Consider the following 16,955-nt stretch of genomic DNA (forward strand, 5'->3'; position numbering starts at 1 on the left):
CCCGGCCGCCCCGCAGCCCCTGTGAAGGTCCGCCGGGCAGGCCCTAGCTCTCCGTCCGGTACATCAGGTCCGTCTCGTGGATCTGGAAGCCCAGCCCCTCGTAGACCGCCACCGCCGCCGCGTTGTCGGCGTCCACGTAGAGCATCGCCGTCGGCAGGCCCTGGGCCGCCAGGTGGCGGAGGCCGAGCGTGGTGAGGGACTTGCCGAGGCCGCCGCCCTGGGCGCCGGGGGCCACGCCCAGGACGTAGACCTCGCCGAGGCCCTCCTCGGCGTGGATCTTCGTCCAGTGGAAGCCGATGACGCGGCCGTCCTTCTCGGCGAGGAAGAAGCCCTTGGGGTCGAACCAGTCGGCGGCCTTGCGGTCGTCGAGGTCCCGCTGGACGAGCGAGCCCTGTTCGGGGTGGTGGGCGAAGGCCGCCGCGTTCACGGCGAGCCACTCGGCGTCGTCCTCGCCGGGGCGGAAGGTCCGTACGGTCACGCCCGGGGGGAGCGCCGGCTCGGGGAGGACGAGGTCGTGCAGGGGGCGGCGCATCTGGCGGAGCTCGCGGAAGAGGCTCAGGCCCAGCACCTGCGCGAGGTGCCGCGCCGCCGGGTGCCCGCCGTGCGCCCACACCCGCAGCCGCTTGCCCGACTCGTGGAGCAGCGCGGAGCCGAGCGCCCGCCCGTGCCCGCGGCCCCGGTGCGAGGGGTGGACGACGAGCTCGCCCGCCGGCGCCTCGACGGGGTCGCTGTCCTCCAGTTGGCCGTAGCCCACGAGCAGTCCGTCGTCCGTCCGCAGCAGGACGTGCCGGACGCCGGTCCGGCGCCCCTTCAGCTGCAGCCGGCCCTGCTCGGAGACGGCCGGCTGCCCGTCGGTCTCCGCCGCCTCGGTGATCAGCTGCAGCACGTCCTGCGCCGGTCCGGGCGCGAGTTCGTCCAGGACCTCGATCGACCGCTGCCCGTTCGCGTTGTTCGTGACGTCGCTCATGGTGCGAGCCTACGACGCGGGTGACGGCGAATCGGCACAGCCGACCAGTGCCCGCTGTACCCGTCACGCGTGATCTCTTAAGGCCTGCTGGGCATGGTGGAGCTGAGGCCCCGCGCCGGCATTCGAGGTGTAGGCCGCGTGGGCGCGAATTCTAGACAACCTGACGACTCGTGCGTGCATCAATGCTGGGATTCCAGCATGGTGTCACAAGCCTGAATGCGCTCGCGTTCGTGAGTCAAGCCACCCTGGTGAAGCGGAAGTTCGGGCATCGCGCCCGGCTTGCACTCTCGCCTGCCGAGGAGCTGAAGCTGGACAGGCAGGCGCATGCTGCGCGGACGATGTGGAACCTGCTGCATGCCTGGTGGCAGATGGTGCCGAAGGACAAGCGCACTCTTGCCGCGGCAGATGCCGCGATACGCCAGGCCCGGAAAGAGGTGGATTTCCTCGCCGCACTCCCGGCACAGGCCGCCCAGGCGGTATTGAAGACGTACTTCCAGGCGTGGAAGAACTGCTGGGACGGTCATGCCGACGAGCCGAACTTCAAGGCCCGGATCCGGTCGGTGATGTCGGTGGACATTCCGCAGGGCCGGCATCTGCACATCGCGCGTGTGCACCGCCGCTGGGGCATGGTCAATCTGCCGAAGATCGGCCGGGTCCGCTTCCGCTGGACCAAGGACCTGCCCGTCGGCAAGCGCGCCGGCGAGGAGAACCGCATCACCGGGGCCCGGCTGGTCAAGGATGCCTTCGGCTGGCACATCGCCTTCCGCGCCCAGACCCTCGAACAGGCACCCGCACCGCACACCGGACCCGAGGTCGGTATCGACGCCGGTATCACCGTCCCTCTCGCCCTCTCGGACGGCAGCCACCGGACGCACGGCAATTGGCTGACCGAGAAGGAGCAAGCCAAGTTGCTCCGGCTGGAACGCCGGGCCGCGCAGCGCAAGGCACACCACAAACCGGGCGAGCGGACCAGCCGCCGCCTGGGCAAGACTTACGACCAGGCCGCACGGTTGCGCGCAAAAGCCAGGCGACGCCTCCAGGACTGGCAGCACCAGACCACCACCGCCATCGCCGACACATACGGCACGGTCGTGGTGGAGCAGTTGCAGATCACGAACATGGTCAAATCAGCTAAGGGGACCATCGAGCAGCCGGGAAGGAACGTCGCGCAGAAGGCCGGCCTGAACCGGTCCATCCATGCTGAAGCCTGGGGCCGCACCATCACGATGCTGACCTACAAGCTCGCACAGCGCGGCGGCGCCTTGCACAAGGTCCCGGCGCACGGGACCTCCCAGCGATGCTCCGTATGTGGTTTCACCACACCGGGCAGCCGGGAGACACAAGCCCTGTTCGTATGCAAGAACCCGGACTGCGGATGGTCGGGCAACGCCGACCACAATGCGTCCCGGAACGTTCTGCATCTGTACCGGATCGGCCTCGTGGCGATCCCGGCTGCCGAGAGGGCAGTCGTCAGGCGCGCTCGCCGCGTCAAGCCCACCACCGCAAGGTAGGGGGGAATCTCCCTCGCTGACGGGGAGACCGCTTTAAGCTGCGGCAGACCACTCCGTCCACCTCTCGTACGCAAACATGCACAAAGGGGAACACATGCACGCGACGCCGCCACGCAAGCGCCTGGCGAGACGGCTGACCACGACCGCCGCCGCGCTCGCCGCCACCGCCGGTGTCCTGGCCACCGCCGCCCCGGCCGACGCCGGCACGCACGGCCGTACGGTTGACGTCCAGCTGCTCTCCTTCAACGACCTGCACGGCAACCTGGAGCCGCCGCAGGGCTCGTCGGGCACGGTCACCGAGGCCCGGCCCGACGGCACGACGAAGGCCATACCCGCCGGCGGCGTCGAGTACCTCGCCAACTCGCTGCGCACCGCCCGCAAGGGCCACGAGTACTCGATCACCGCGGCCGCCGGCGACCTCATCGGCGCCAGCCCGCTGATGACCGGCCTCTTCCACGACGAGCCGACCATCGAGGCGATGAACAAGATCGGCCTCGACGCGACCTCCGTGGGCAACCACGAGTTCGACGAGGGCCGCGCCGAGCTGACGCGGATGCAGCGCGGCGGCTGCCACCCGAAGGACGGCTGCGCGGAGAAGGGCAAGACCTTCAAGGGCGCCCGCTTCCCCTACCTCGCCGCGAACGTCCTGGACGAGAAGACCGGCAAGCCGATCCTCAAGCCGTACACGGTCTGGGAGCACAAGGGCGTACGGATCGGCATCATCGGCCTCACCCTGGAGGGCACGCCGGACGTCGTCACCGCCGAGGGCGTCAAGGGCCTGAAGTTCGCCGACGAGGTCGAGACGATCGACAAGTACGCCAAGGAGCTCGACCGTCAGGGCGTGAAGTCGATCATCACGCTGGTCCACGAGGGCGGCATGCCGGCCTCCGGCGCGTACAACTTCGACTGCGACACCCCGGGCGCGGGCGCCGGCATCTCCGGCCCGATCGTGGAGATCGCCAAGAAGGTGACGCCCAAGGTCGACGCCTTCGTCACCGGCCACACCCACCAGGCCTACGCCTGCACCATCCCGGACCCGTCCGGCGCCCCGCGCACGGTGACCTCGGCCGCCTCCTTCGGCCGCCTGTACACCGACACCACGCTCACCTACGACCGGCGCACCAAGGACATCGTCCGCACCCCGGTCAAGAGCACGAACGGCAAGCAGGGCGCGTACGGCAACGACGCGTACGGCAAGGGCAAGGGCGGCAAGCCCGCTTCGAACCCGCGCACCGCGAACCACGTCGTGGACCGCAACCAGCCGAAGGCCGCGGACATGACCGCGCTCATCGACCACTGGAAGAAGCTCGCGGCGCCCGTCGCCGACAAGCCCGTCGGCTACATCACCGCCGACATCAACGGCCGCGGCTCCGAGGCGTACGAGAAGCCGCTCGGCGACGTCATCACCGACGCCCAGCTGGAGGCCCTCGCCCCGGCCGACAAGGGGGGCGCTCAGATCGCGTTCATGAACCCCGGCGGCATCCGCTCCGACCTGGCCTTCAAGGCGTCGGGCGGCGAGGGCGACGGCGTCGTGACGTACGGCGAGGCGTTCACCGTCCAGCCGTTCACCAACATGATGCAGAGCAAGGACCTCACCGGCGCGCAGCTCATCGCCGTGCTCCAGCAGCAGGTCAGCGGCCCGAACGCGGCCGAGCCGAAGATCCTGCAGGTCAGCAAGGGGCTGACGTACACCCTGGACCTGACGAAGAAGGGCGCCGACCGCGTCGTGGCCTCGTCGGTCAAGCTGAACGGCGCCGCCATCGACCCGGCGAAGACCTACCGCGTCGCGGGCAACGAGTTCCTGATGGGCGGCGGCGACGGCTTCCCCGCCTTCAAGGAGGGCACGAACAAGCGCGTCGGCGCGTCCGACCTGGACGTCTTCAACGCCTATCTGACGGCCCACTCGTCGAAGGCCGCCCCGCTGGCCCCGCCGGCGGCCGACCGCATCACGGTCGTCAAGTAACCCTCAGGGAGCGGGCGGCCCCGGAGCACACCGGGGCCGCCCGCCGCCTCACGACTGCTGCCGGATCAGGTCCTCCAGGGAGCCCTCGGGCACCTCGCCGGACGGGGTCAGCTTGTCCACCGCTTGCGGCAGCGTCTGCGCGAGCTGGTCCGCTGCCTCCTCCGGAGTCACGCCCGCCTGCTCCGCCACGTGGTCGAGCGCCTGGTACGGCAGGGCCTGCGCGACCTCCGGCCCGCTGACCTCCTGGTTCGCCCCCTTGCCGACCCACGAGTCGGTCTTCTCCCCGAGGCCGCCCTCCTTGAGGGTGTCCAGCAGCGCGCCGAGCGGATTGCTGCCCGCGCCGTGCGTGCCGGCGCCGCCGAGCGAGGTGAGCAGCGCGCCCAGCAGGCTGCCGCCCTTGCCGGCCTCCCCGCCGCCGAGCAGCCCGCCCAGCAGACTTCCCAGCTCATTGCCCATCGCCGCCGCCTCCTCGATCACCTCGGTAGCAGAGCCATACCCCCGGACGCCCCGCCCGGAGCACGATTCACCCGTTCACCTGCCGTTGAGTCACCTGCCCTCCAGCCCGCGGACGATGCCCAGGATCAGGTCCCGGGACGGCGCCTCGCCGAGGGCCACGGACTCCATGCGGTCGAGCACCATGCGGTAGCGGTCCAACTGGGCCGCGGCGTCCACCAGTTCCGAGCCATGCTCGCGGTCGACGTGCACGGTGTCCAGCTGCGGCACCGGGCCGACCGCGAACAGCGTCGACTGCCCGGAGCCGGGGAACGCGCCCGCGTCGAAGGGGATCACCAGCACCCGGACGTGTTCGCGCTCGCTCATGCCGAGGATGTGCCGCAGCTGCGCCCGCGCGACCGCGGGCCCGCCGAAGCGCATCCGCAGCGCGGCCTCGTGGACGATGGCCGTGTACGGGGTGGGGTGCTCGCGGTAGAGGACGGCCTGCCGCTTGATGCGGTGCGAGACGCGGTGCTCGACCTCCGGCGGGCACAGGGGCGGCACCATCTGGCGGAAGATCTCGCGGCAGTGCTCGGCCGTCTGCAGCAGCCCGGGCAGATGGGCCACGTACGAGGCGCGCAGGGCCACGGCGTGGTGCTCCAGTTCGGCGAGGTCCAGCAGCCCGGCCGGGAGGATCTCGCGGTACTCCTCCCACCAGCCGCGCTTGCGCTCGCCGGCCATGTCGATGAGGGCGGCGACGAGGGCCTCGTCCGAGCACGAGTAGTTGCGCGCGAGGGCGCGCAGGCGCTCGGCGCTCACTCCGTAGCGGCTCGCCTCGATGTTGCTGATCTGGGCCTGGTTGGTGCCGAGGAGCCGTCCGGCCTCGGTCGATGTGAGCCCCGCGCGCTCGCGCAGCTTGCGCAGCTCGGCCCCGAGCCGGAGCTGACGCGCCGTCGGGCTGTTCCTCACCGGCATCTCTCGCCTCTCCCGCGCGTCACCCACACGGGTGCTTACCGAAGTAGTTCTGCCGACGCCGCTAAATACCTTTGGCCAAGCGGCGTACGGTGGTGAGTCGCGCCATTCACCTGCTCGCCCCGCCTCGCTCGTCAGAGGAGCCGGCATGGCCACGGTATCGCCGCAGACCCCTTGGTCGTACACGCTCGACCTGCCCGACGACCCGCGGTCCGCCACCGTCGCGCAGTCCACCGTCCGCACCGTCCTGGAGGCGTACGCCCTGGAGGAACTGGCCGAAGAAACCGCCGGGTTGGTAGTGAAACTGCTCGCACCGGACCGCCCGGGCTACCGGGCCTCCGGAGCGCCCACGTCGCTGCGGCTCACGCATGTGCCGCCGCTCGGGGTGAGGGTCACGGTGTCGTACGGCCGGGGGCGGGAGGTCACCACGGTCGCGTGGTCGTCCCGGTTTCGCGGAGCGCATGACATGCCGACCACGCTAGACGGCCGGCTTGCCCCCGCAGGGGCGAAGGATCCGGGAACCGCCGGAAAAGGTGGTGACCGCACCGGTATTGACGGGCAGGGCCACGCAATCGTGTGTTCATCGGGACTTCATGCAATGCACCCGTAAAAGTGAAGGCCGAAAAATCAATCTTCCTTGCAAAAACATGACAGAGGGACAGGTCACACCCTGATCCATTGAACAGACCGTACGGTATGTGCTTGTGTGTGCAACGGCTGCCGGGCCAAGGAGGGGAGCGCGGCGGCCCCGCCGACCCGAGGAATCCGTACGGTCATGCAGTCCGCCATGAATGCCGCCATGAAGTCCGCCCTGGCGTCCCGGGCGCTCGGCAGTGCCGCGTACTACGTGATCTCGCCGTTCCTCGCCATCTGGTTGCACGGCACGCTCGGGATCCCCGTCGGGGTCGCGGCGGCCGCCGTCGGCGTGCACCTGCTGAGCATGCGGGCCGGCGCGGTCTACATGCAGTTCGTCGTCGTGCGCTTCCGGCTCCGGGCCGTCCTCGTGGGCGGCTATCTGGTGGCGGGTGCCGTCATGCTCGTGCCCGCCGTGCTGCGCCTCGACGACGCCGCGTCCTGGCTCGCCGTCCTGGCCGTGAACGGCACCGCCGTCTCCTGCGCCAACGTCGGCACCAAGGCGCTCATCGCGGGCGCGTGCGACGAGACCACCCGCCTCGCGGCGTTCGGCCGGCTGAACGCGGCGATCAACGGCGGCGCGGCGCTCGGACCCGTGGCCGGCGGCTGGCTGATGTCCGCCACCGGCCGTGCGTTCCCGCTGATCCCGGCCGGGGTGTTCGCCGTGGCGGCCGTGCTGGCCGCCCGCGCGCCGGGCGACGTGACGGCCGTCCCGCCGGAGAAGGGCGCGGCACGCTTCGGGCTGCCCAGCCGGCAGGTGCTGCTGTGGTCGTGCGTGACGGCGACGCTGTGGCTCGCGTACGCACAGTTCGCCAACGTGCTGCCGATGTACGTCGGGACGTCCGTCTCGCCGCGCGTCATCAGCATGCTGTTCCTCGTCAACGCCGTTCTGATCGTGCTGTTCCAGGGCGTCGTGGCCCGGCGGATGCAGAGCCTCGCGGGCCGGCGCGGCGACCGGGCCGTCATCGCGCTCGGCATGGTGCTGCTGGCCGGCGGGCTCGTGCTGTTCGTGCCCGGGCGGGGGCCTGCCTGGCCCGTCGTCTTCGTGGGCGCGGCCGTGTTCACGTTCTCCGAGCTCGTGTGGTCGCCCGCGGCGGACAGCATCATGGCCCGCAAGGCCGAGGGGAACAGCTTCGCCGCGTTCGGATTCGCCGGGCTGGTGTGGGGCATCGCGGAGTCCGCGGGCGGTGCCGTCGGCACGGCCGTGGCGGGCGGTTCGGACAGCGCCTGGACCGGCGGAGCGCCGTTCCTCGTAGCCGCGGCACTCACGTTGATCACGGCCGTGGCCGTAGTCGTCGCCCCCCGCCGCCGCACACCCCTCCCCGCGAAGCCGGTTCGAACCCGCCGTACCGATGAACCCGATCGAGCCGATCGCGCCGATCACACCGACCCCGTCAAGAAATGAGACCGGCACCATGGCCGATCGAGCAGATCACATCGTCATCGTCGAAGCCCTCACCAGCGGCACGGGCCTGCGCCTCGTCGAGGCCGCGGTCCGCCGCGCCGCCCGCGTCACCTTCGTCACCCGCGACAAGGGCCGCTACGCGAACGACCCGCTCCGCCACCTCCTGGACGCGGGCCCGATCGAGGTCCACGTCCGCGAGACGCGCTCCACGGAGGAGCTGACCGAGCTCTTCCAGGAGCTGCGCGACGGCGGCGAGTTCACGCTGATCGCACCCAACGAGCAGTACCTGCTGCCCGCCGCCACCGCGGCCGAGAAGCTGGGCATACCCTTCCTGCCCACGGCCTCCGTGCTGCTGACGCAGGACAAGCACGCCTTCCGGCAGGCCTGCGCCGCCGAGTCCGTCCCGGCGCCGCGCAGCACCGCGGCCGCGGACGTCGAGAGCGCACTCGCCGCGGCCGAGGCCACCGGCTACCCCGTCGTCCTCAAGCCCTCCATCGGCACCGGCAGTTACGGCGTGGTCTCCGCCGCGGACGCCGACGAGCTGCGCTGGCACTTCCCCGAGGTGCGCGACGAGTCCGACGGGCAGGGCGGCGTGCCGCTCGTCGAGGAGTTCCTCATCGGCCCGGTGGTCAGCGCGGAGGTGCTCTACTCCGGCGGCGTCCCGCACGTCCTCGGCATCAGCGACCGCATCATGAGCGAGCTGCCGTACTTCATGGAGCTCGCCATCCGCTTCCCGGTCGACCTCTCCCCGGAGGCCCACGAGCGGATCGAGCGGATCTGCGCCGACCTGGCCCGCCTCATGGCCTACGAGAACGGCCCCGCGCACATCGAGTTCGCCCTCACCGCCGACGGCCCCAAGGTCGTCGAGTTCAACCCGCGCTTCGCGGGCCGCAACGTCTCCACGATGGTCTCCGCCGCGCTCGACTGGAACGTCTTCGACGGCGTCATCGCCTCGTACCTGGGCGAGCCCGTCAACGCCCCCGCGCCCGTCGGCGCCGCCGCCGAACAGGCCCTGTACGCCAAGCGCGGCGGCCGCTTCGAGGACGTCGCGGGCCGCGAGCTGGCCGACCGCGTGCCCGGGCTCCGGGACATCCGGATCACCGCGCGGGCCGGGGACGTCCTGCCGGACGCCAAGGACCAGCGGAGCGAGTACGGAACGCTCTGGTGCACCGGCGCCACGGCCGACGAGGCGGGCATCCGCGCGGCATCGGCGGCGGGCTACCTGCGGCCGGTCTTCGGCGACTAGCACCTCGCCGGCTGTTCCACCCTCGCCGTCGCGGCACCCGGCCGCGGCGGCGAGGGAAGTCGTCGCCCCGCACTCCCGTCGCACCCTGACGGGCCGCTCCACCGGCGCACACCCACGCGCCGTCACTCACCGTAACCGCCATCTCGCAAGACGAAATGAGTACGTACGTGAGCACTTCCCAGCGCCCCCTCATCGACCTCTACAGCGACACCATCACGCTGCCCACCGCCGCCATGCGCACCTTCATGGCCGAGGCCCCGGTCGGTGACGAGCAGAAGGGCGAGGACCCCAGCGTCAACGAACTCACCGCCATGGCCGCCGAGCTGCTCGGCAAGGAAGCCGCCGTCTTCCTGCCCTCGGGCACCATGTGCAACGAGATCGCGCTGGCCGTCCACTCCCGGCCGGGCGACGAGATCCTCGCCGACGCGACCGCGCACATCATCAACTACGAGGTCGGCGGTCCGGCCGCGCTCAGCGGCATCAACGTCCGCGCGCTGGAGGGCGAGCGCGGCGTGTTCACGGCCGAGCAGTTCCGCGCGGCCATCCGCACGCCGAGCCGCTACGCGCCCGCGACGACCGGTGTCGTCATCGAGCAGACGTCCAACGCGGGCGGCGGCACGGTCTGGCCGCTGGAGCGCATCGAGGAGATCACGGCCATCGCCCGCGAGCGCGGCATGTGGGCGCACATGGACGGAGCCCGCCTGCTCAACGCCTCTGTAGCGAGCGGCATCCCGGCCAAGACGTACGCGCAGCACTTCGACTCGGTCTTCATCGACCTCAGCAAGGGCCTCGGCGCGCCGGTCGGCGGACTCCTCGCCGGCACGCGGGAGTTCATCGACAGCGCGTGGCGGCTCAAGCAGCGCTGGGGCGGCGCCATGCGCCAGGCCGGCGTCATCGCCTCGGCGGGCGTCTACGCGCTCCGCCACCACGTGGACCGGCTGGCCGACGACCACGCCAACGCCCGCCTCCTCGCGACGGAGCTCGCGAAGATCGAGGGCCTGGCCGTGCGGCCGGAGCACGTGGAGACGAACATCGTCCTCTTCGACGTGTCCGCCACGGGCCTGACGGCGGCGGAGTTCGGGGCGCGCACGATCGAGGAGCACGGACTGCGGGTCAGCGTCTTCGGCCCGACGACGGTGCGAGTCGTCACCCACCTGGACGTGACGGCGGAGCAGATTCCGGTAGCGGTGGAGGCGATAGCAAAGGTGACGGCGAGCGCGCTCGCCGCAGCCTGATAGCCGGAATACGGGCAGGAGGGGGCGGGGTGGGGTCGGCCCTGGGAGGGGCGTAAAGCGTGATTTGCGGCAGCGTTCGGGGCACCGTCAACGTCGTGCTCGGGCCGTAAATCATGCAGCCCCGGAAGGGTCGGCCCCACCCCGCCCCCGCCCCTACAGAGCGGGCGGAGCCACGGGCGCGCCCGGCAGCCGCACGGAAGCCACCGTCCCCCCGCCCGACGCCGGCCGCAAAGCCACCTCACCCCCGGCCTGCTGCACCGTACGGGCGACGATCGACAGCCCCAGCCCGCTGCCCGGCATGCTGCGGGCGGAGGGGGACCGCCAGAAGCGGTCGAAGACGTGCGGAAGCTCATCAGGCGCGATCCCGGGCCCGTGATCGCGAACGGTGAGCTCACCGGTGGACGACAGAGCCACGTCTACGGTGCCGCCGGGCGGACTGAACTTGACGGCGTTGTCGAGCAGGTTGACCAGGGCGCGTTCGAGGGCGGCCGGCTCGGCCCGCACGTACCAGCTCTCCAGGCGCACCTGGAAGGCCAGCCCCGCGCCCCGCAGCCGGGCCCGCTCGACGGCCCGCTCGGCGGCCTCGTGCAGGGCGATGACCTGCACGGGCTCCGTGCCGGGCCCGGCGTCGGGCCGGGAGAGTTCCTGCAGGTCGCCGATGAGGGCGGCCAGCTCGGCCATCTGCGCCCGGACGCTGGCGAGGAGTTCCTTGCGGTCCTCGGGCGGGATGGCACGCCCGGTCTCCTCGCTCCGCACGAGCAGGTCGATGTTGGTGCGGAGGGAGGTCAGCGGGGTGCGCAGCTCGTGCCCGGCGTCGGCGATGAGCTGCTGCTGCCGGTCGCGGGAGGAGGCGAGGGCGGCGGTCATGGCGTTGAAGGAGCGCGACAGGCGGGCGATCTCGTCCTCGCCCTCGACGGGGATGCGGACCGCCAGGTCCTCCGTGCGGGCGATGTGTTCGACGGCGCCGGTGAGCCGGTCGACGGGCCGCAGCCCGGCGCGGGCGATCCACGCGCCGGCGGTGGCGGCGAGGAGGACGCCGACGCCCGCGGTGACGGCGAGAACAGCCGCCAGGGCGTTGAGGGGCCGGTCGATCTCGCGGAGGGGCTGGGCGATGGAGACGGCTGTGCCGGGCACGGGCCCGGGCGAGGTCGCGACCCGCATCTCCGTGCCGTCCTGGGCCACCGCGTCGTGGAGGGCCTGTTCCTGCTGCCGCTGGGCGACCAGCAGATCGTCGGGCTCCACCTTGATGGGCGACTTGCCGATCGTGGAGCAGACGAAGCCGTCGCCGGTGATGATCTGCACGGTGTAGGGCCGGAAGAGGGTGGACGGCCCGGTGGGCACGGACCCGCAGTTGCGCAGGAGCGTCTTGACGGTGGCGTCGTCGGCGCGGACGCTCGTGAGGGTGGTGTCCCGCTGGTGCTCCAGCTCCTGGCGGGTGACCAGCCAGCAGGCGGCGGCCGCGGCGGCCACGGCGACGGCGACGGCGGCCGCGGTCAGCAGCGCCAGCCGGGAGCGGAGCGGCAGCCGCTGGAGTCTCGCGATCATTCGGCGCCGTCCGTGCGCAGGACGTAGCCCACGCCGCGCACGGTGTGGACGAGGCGCGGTTCGCCGCCGGCCTCGGTCTTGCGGCGCAGGTACATGACGTACACGTCGAGGGAGTTGGACGACGGCTCGAACTCGAAGCCCCACACGGCCTTGAGGATCTGCTCGCGGGTGAGGACCTGCCGGGGGTGGGCCAGGAACAGCTCCAGGAGCGTGAACTCCGTGCGGGTCAGCTCGACGGCCCGGTCGCCGCGCGTGACCTCGCGGGTGTCGAGGTTCATGCGCAGGTCGGCGAAGGAGAGGGTGGCGGAGGCGGCGGGCGCGGCCGTGGCGTAGGCGCTGCGGCGCAGGAGGGCCCGGATGCGGGCGAGCAGCTCGTCCAGCTCGAAGGGTTTGACGAGGTAGTCGTCTGCTCCGGCGTCCAGGCCGGTGACGCGGTCGCCGACGGTGTCGCGGGCGGTGAGCATGAGGATGGGCACGGTGACGCCGGAGGCGCGCAGGCGGCGGGCGGCGGTGAGGCCGTCCATGCGCGGCATGAGGACGTCCAGCACGATCAGCTCCGGGTCGTACGAGGCGGTCTTCGTGACCGCGTCGAGCCCGTCGACGGCCAGCTCGGTGGCGTACCCCTCGAAGGCGAGGCTGCGGCGCAGGGCCTCGCGGACGGCGGGCTCGTCGTCCACGATCAGGATGCGGGCGGGCTGGTCGCCGTGGTCGGCGGGGCTCATCGGCGGTACCTCACGGGTGCGGTCTTGCTTCGGTCAGGGCGCTTCTCGGCCTTCAGCGTCGCACGGCCGCGCGCTCAGCCGTTGCCGCCACCCGCGCCTCCGGCCCGGAGCTTGGCGAGGTCCGCCTTGACGGTGTCGACGGGGATCGCGAAGCCGAGGCCGACGCTGCCCGCGGACTCACCGGACCCGCCGCCGGAAGCGGGCGCGTACATCGCCGAGTTGATCCCGATGATCTCGCCGTTCATGTTGATGAGCGCGCCGCCGGAGTTGCCGGGGTTGAGGGAGGCGTCGGTCTGGATGGCCTTGTACGTGGTCTTGGAGGAGCCGGTGTCGCCGTTGTACTGGTTGCCGCCGAACTCGAAGGGCCACTGCGGGCCGCCGCGCTCGCGCTGCTGCCCGCCGCGCCCCTCCTCCTTGGAGACGGTCACGTCGCGGTCGAGGGCGGAGACGATGCCGCTGGTGACGGTGCCGGTGAGGCCTTCCGGGGAGCCGATCGCGACGACCTCGTCGCCGACCTTGACCTTGCCGGAGTCGCCCAGGGCGGCCGCCTTGAGGCCACTCGCGCCCTGCACCTTGATCAGGGCGAGGTCCTTGCCGGGGTCGGTGCCGACGACCTTGGCGGTCTTCTTGCTGCCGTCGCTGAAGGCGACCTGCACGGTGTCGGCGCCCGCGACGACGTGGTTGTTGGTGATGATCTCGCCGTCGCCGGTGATGACGACGCCGGAGCCGGTGGACTGCCCGCTGGTGGTCGAGGCCTTGATCTCCACGATGCTGGGGCTCACGGCCTTGGCGACGGCGGCGACACCGCCCGCGCTCTTGGAGGAGGCGTTCTGGACGGGAGTGGAGTGGCTGGTGCTGTCGCCCCGGCTGGTCAGCTCGCCCACGAGGGCCGCCGACCCGCCGCCGACGAGCGCGGCGACGATCGCCACGGCGGCGAGCAGCGTGCCGGTCTTGCGGGCGCGGGGGCCGCTGCGGTGACCGGGCGCCGCGGACCCCGGCTGCGGCTCGGAGAACCCGGCGTAGTGGCTGCCGCCCCCGCCGTTGCCGCCCCCGGCCCCGTCCCCGGGCCAGACGGTCACACCACTGGCCGTGGTGACCGGCGGCTGCGGCGGGTACGCGGGGGGCTGCGGGTACGCGTAGGGCTGCTGCGGCTGGGGTTCCTGGGCGCCGTAAGGGCGAGTGTCGTCCGTCATGCCGACGACTCTGCGGCCCGTACATGAAAACTGTCTGAGGGAGCACTGAAAAGGGGCCGAGAAGTCTGTTGGCTCGGCGTAAGGGCGGGGGCAGTGGCCGGAGGCAGGCGGAGGCGGGTCAGGCGGGGAGGCGCCAGCTCGGGCCGCCGGGGGAGCCGAGCCACACACTTTGCTGCTCCGGAGCGACGGTGACCCCGAAATCCGTGGGCGCCGGAAATCCGGCCTCGCCCCAGAGCGCGAGTGCCGCCTCGTACTCGTCCCAGAGACGGACACGGCTACGGCCACCCTGCCGGACGCTCCAGCCGCCGCCTTCGGTGGGTGTGAGGACGGCGAAGGCGCCGCCGTTTGCGGAGTCGAGGACGTAGGTGTGCGCCGTCCCGTTGCTCCCGGGCAGGGAGAAGAAGCGGGCTCCAGGCATGGCGAGCTGGGCGAGGAACCCACTGCCAGAGCCGGTGAGCAGGCCGGGCCCGTGCGGTGTTTCCCGGGCAGTGCCCTCGTCGGGCGCGGGGATCGTGCCGAGGCTGTCAGGTGCGTCCTGCTGGCGGGCGATCATGAAGCTCGGGTCTTCGGTGAGAAACCGCCCCTCGGCGCGTCCGTCGTGGCCGACGGTGAGGCGGATCAGCCCGAGGGAGCGCATCCACCCGCGGAGCGTGGTGAGGATGAGTCCACCGGGTCGGGCCTGCTGCACCCACGCGTAGGGGACGTGCCGTACTCCGCATGTGGCGATCGTCCGGTCGTAGGGTGCGCCCTCGGCGTGCCCGGCGAGTCCATCGCCGACGACGAGGCGGGACGCGAAGCCGCAGCGGGAGAGCGCGGCGCGGGCACGGCCGGCGACGTCGTGATCGGTTTCGATCGAAGTGATCCGGGCGGCGCCGAGGCGGTGGCACATGAGGGCGGTCGAGTAGCCCGTGCCGGTGCCGATCTCCATCACGTTCATGCCGTCGTGCACCTGTAGCTCTTCGAGCATGCGGACCACGAGTGAGGGGAGGGTCGAGGACGAGGTCGGGTGCGCGTTGCTGATGGGCTTCGGATCGTCCCAGTCGATTTCCTGGCCGTCGAACTGAGTGATGAGAGTGTCGTCGGCGTACGCCTGTCGCAGCCATTCCTCAGTGCCGACGAGCTCGGGGGTGACCGGTGTCCATGTGGTCAGGCCCGGCGCGTCGGTTTCCCGGTAGAAGCGGGAGACGAACTCGTGGCGCGGGACGGCCTCGACGGCTGTGCGCCAGCCCGGGGAGCGCAGCCGTCCGCCGGCGGTGAGGTGGTCGGCGAGTTGCTGCCGCAGCTTGGCCGCGGTGGTGTCGAAGTCAGGGGCGGCGGTCATGGGTGCCTCGTTCCAGAAGATCAGCGAGAGCCGCAGTCATGGGCAGGCCCGTGGGAGGTTCCATCCATGCCCATTGGCCCGAAGGGTTGCACTCGATGAACGTCCACTCGCCGGAGGGAGAGAGGGCGAAGTCGAAGGCGCCGAAGACGAGCCGGAAGTGCCGAAGGTACGCGAAGATCGCGTGCTCGACGTCCGGTGGTGGCGTGACCGGTGTGTAGATGTGAGTGCTGTAGTCGGTACGCCAGTCGAGCAGACCGGAGTCGATGCGCACTGCGAATGTGCGGTTGCCGATCACGGTTATGCGGACGTCAGCAGACTTGTCGACCTGGGCCTGGAAGAGGTGCATGGTGCCGGAGAGGCTGTCATCGATCTCGTCGGCCTCGACCACGGTCACGGGTACGGTCTGCGCCTTGCCGTCGACGAGGTAGAGCGGCACGGACAAGGGCTTGAAGATGACCGGTCCGTGCTTCCTGATGAAGGCACGGGCATCATCCGGCCGGTTGGTGATCAGGGTGGGAGGGACGGCGAAGCCGCTCGCTGCTGCTGCGGCGAGGCCCGCCGGCTTGTACTCGGCATCGCCGATGCGGTTCGGGTGGTTGACGTACAGACAGTCAGGGAGCGAGACGAGCACGCCGCCGAGGCCGAACCGCGCTTGCGCCGCGGCGAATCGTGCATCCTGCGTGTCGAGGTGAGGGAAGGCGAACCCGGAGGGACGCCGGTAGTACAGAGACCGGGCGGCCCGGAGCTCAGCGGTACGGGTGGGAGTCTGCACGCTTCCGCTCCACTGCGCCGCGTCGCCGCCGATGAAGGCGGAGCACGACAGAGCGGCGGGAAAGTCGCCGGAGTCGAACCGTACGACCGGGATACCCCGGTCGTACAACTCGGCGATCACCAGATCGGCGGTCGGGTCGTCGAGGTTGGTGACGACTAGCACCGGGCGGGTGTCGTTCACTGGTCGGTGTCGTTACCCGTGTCGCTGTCAGGCGAGTCGCTGCTGCGGTCGCCCTGACCGGTCGTACCGGTGGGCGGGTTGGTGCCGGAGGACGTCCCGTGTCCCGGTGCCGCCACCACGGTGCCGGTGGCGTCGAGGTACCGGGTCGTCTGCGTCGCGGGGTCGAGCTCGACGCGCGTGTACTCCGGCGCCTCGAACGGGGGGTACGGAGCGATGCGGCGCAGCCCCCACGGGGCGGGTGTCCGGTGCCCTTGCGGGAGCGGAGTTCCGGTCGGGAACCGGTCGGAGTAGGTGAACATCACGAGCCTTTCCAGGTGGAGACGGACCAGACTGTGCGGTCGTGCAAGCTATCTCGACTGTGCGTCGGCCGGAAGTTGCTGCTGTTCCGCTGCGACGGCGGGAGTGCCTTCACTCATACCAAGTCAGCGGAACTACCGGGTTGATCGGCCGTGCCGCCGGCCGCGGGGAGTGGTTCGCCCGAACCATTGCGTTCAGCTTCTCCGCGTCCGACGCGGGCCGTACGACCTCCGGGGCGGCTTCCCACTCGCACCCGCCGAGCGGCGGACGGAGTTGGAGCCGCGGGCCCTCGTGGCCCATCACCTGACCGACTTTGCCCCAGCGGGTGTCCACTACGAACGTGCCCGTCCGGGGCGCTTGATCGGCGTAGTGATCGGAGGCGGTCATCGGCGCACCTCGCAGCCGTGGGGGCGGGTGAAGAGGTCGTGCATTGCTGGCGCTCCTTGTCGGTATCGGCCATGCCCGCGAAGCGATTGCGCGGTCCCGAGCACTTGCACCGTAGAGGCGCTATAACGGTGCGTAGGCACGCGGATCGCGTGCGTTGCGGACCTGAATCGCGAG

The 16,955-nt window shown here is 71.2% G+C and carries 15 protein-coding genes; 6 read left to right on the plus strand and 9 right to left on the minus strand.

The features are described 5' to 3' along the window. Nucleotides 1-43: 43 nt before the first annotated feature. A complete protein-coding gene (gene mshD, locus IF61_RS0116460) occupies nucleotides 44-967 on the minus strand; it encodes a mycothiol synthase (RefSeq protein ID WP_030367147.1) in 924 nt (307 codons plus the stop codon). A gap of 182 nt (nucleotides 968-1,149) precedes the next feature. Here mshD and IF61_RS0116465 point away from each other — a divergent pair, with 182 nt between their 5' ends. Further along, a complete protein-coding gene (locus tag IF61_RS0116465; protein WP_342668001.1) occupies nucleotides 1,150-2,478 on the plus strand; it encodes an RNA-guided endonuclease InsQ/TnpB family protein in 1,329 nt (442 codons plus the stop codon). Nucleotides 2,479-2,572: 94 nt separating this feature from the next. Continuing rightward, nucleotides 2,573-4,441, plus strand: a complete 1,869-nt coding sequence (locus tag IF61_RS0116470; RefSeq protein ID WP_030367149.1) for a bifunctional metallophosphatase/5'-nucleotidase — start codon at nucleotides 2,573-2,575, stop codon at nucleotides 4,439-4,441. Nucleotides 4,442-4,489: 48 nt separating this feature from the next. Here IF61_RS0116470 and IF61_RS0116475 read toward each other — a convergent pair whose 3' ends face one another. Together IF61_RS0116475 and IF61_RS0116480 are read right to left on the minus strand one after the other, a co-directional pair. Then, nucleotides 4,490-4,918, minus strand: a complete 429-nt coding sequence (locus IF61_RS0116475) for a YidB family protein (RefSeq protein ID WP_245684527.1) — start codon at nucleotides 4,916-4,918, stop codon at nucleotides 4,490-4,492. A 69-nt stretch (nucleotides 4,919-4,987) separates the two neighbouring features. Beyond that, the gene (locus IF61_RS0116480; protein WP_030367151.1) at nucleotides 4,988-5,848 is read right to left on the minus strand and encodes a helix-turn-helix domain-containing protein; all 861 of its coding nucleotides are present in this window, start codon (nucleotides 5,846-5,848) and stop codon (nucleotides 4,988-4,990) included. A gap of 145 nt (nucleotides 5,849-5,993) precedes the next feature. On the opposite strand from IF61_RS0116480, the gene IF61_RS32385 reads away from it, so the two are divergent. The 4 genes from IF61_RS32385 to IF61_RS0116500 all read left to right on the plus strand — a co-directional run bounded on the left by IF61_RS32385 (nucleotide 5,994) and on the right by IF61_RS0116500 (nucleotide 10,364). After that, nucleotides 5,994-6,455 (plus strand): hypothetical protein, encoded by a 462-nt coding sequence (locus IF61_RS32385; protein ID WP_043189424.1) that lies wholly within the window; start codon nucleotides 5,994-5,996, stop codon nucleotides 6,453-6,455. 165 nt (nucleotides 6,456-6,620) lie between these two features. Next, nucleotides 6,621-7,883, plus strand: a complete 1,263-nt coding sequence (locus IF61_RS0116490; RefSeq protein WP_030367153.1) for an MFS transporter — start codon at nucleotides 6,621-6,623, stop codon at nucleotides 7,881-7,883. A gap of 10 nt (nucleotides 7,884-7,893) precedes the next feature. Beyond that, a complete protein-coding gene (locus tag IF61_RS0116495; protein WP_030367154.1) occupies nucleotides 7,894-9,129 on the plus strand; it encodes an ATP-grasp domain-containing protein in 1,236 nt (411 codons plus the stop codon). Nucleotides 9,130-9,296: 167 nt separating this feature from the next. After that, nucleotides 9,297-10,364 (plus strand): threonine aldolase family protein, encoded by a 1,068-nt coding sequence (locus IF61_RS0116500; RefSeq protein WP_043189426.1) that lies wholly within the window; start codon nucleotides 9,297-9,299, stop codon nucleotides 10,362-10,364. Between the two features lie 153 nt (nucleotides 10,365-10,517). On the opposite strand, the gene IF61_RS0116505 is transcribed toward IF61_RS0116500, so the two are convergent. The 6 genes from IF61_RS0116505 to tgmA form a co-directional block, all read right to left on the minus strand. Further along, the gene (locus IF61_RS0116505) at nucleotides 10,518-11,909 is read right to left on the minus strand and encodes a sensor histidine kinase (protein WP_030367156.1); all 1,392 of its coding nucleotides are present in this window, start codon (nucleotides 11,907-11,909) and stop codon (nucleotides 10,518-10,520) included. Next, a complete protein-coding gene (locus tag IF61_RS0116510; RefSeq protein WP_030367157.1) occupies nucleotides 11,906-12,631 on the minus strand; it encodes a response regulator transcription factor in 726 nt (241 codons plus the stop codon). Before IF61_RS0116510 ends, IF61_RS0116505 begins: the two co-directional genes overlap by 4 nt. Before the next feature lie 74 nt (nucleotides 12,632-12,705). Next, nucleotides 12,706-13,824, minus strand: coding sequence for a S1C family serine protease (locus IF61_RS0116515; RefSeq protein WP_030367158.1), 1,119 nt, complete (start codon nucleotides 13,822-13,824; stop codon nucleotides 12,706-12,708). 118 nt (nucleotides 13,825-13,942) lie between these two features. Further along, nucleotides 13,943-15,145, minus strand: a complete 1,203-nt coding sequence (gene tgmC, locus IF61_RS0116520) for an ATP-grasp peptide maturase system methyltransferase (RefSeq protein WP_030367159.1) — start codon at nucleotides 15,143-15,145, stop codon at nucleotides 13,943-13,945. Further along, the gene (tgmB, locus tag IF61_RS0116525) at nucleotides 15,129-16,097 is read right to left on the minus strand and encodes an ATP-grasp ribosomal peptide maturase (protein WP_030367160.1); all 969 of its coding nucleotides are present in this window, start codon (nucleotides 16,095-16,097) and stop codon (nucleotides 15,129-15,131) included. The genes tgmC and tgmB overlap by 17 nt, the downstream gene beginning before the upstream one ends. Continuing rightward, complete coding sequence (gene tgmA / locus IF61_RS0116530; RefSeq protein ID WP_030367161.1) at nucleotides 16,094-16,396, minus strand: putative ATP-grasp-modified RiPP; 303 nt, start codon at nucleotides 16,394-16,396, stop codon at nucleotides 16,094-16,096. Before tgmA ends, tgmB begins: the two co-directional genes overlap by 4 nt. Nucleotides 16,397-16,955: the final 559 nt, after the last annotated feature.

This window comes from Streptomyces roseoverticillatus, from assembly GCF_000719265.1.
Lineage (GTDB): Bacteria > Actinomycetota > Actinomycetes > Streptomycetales > Streptomycetaceae > Streptomyces > Streptomyces roseoverticillatus.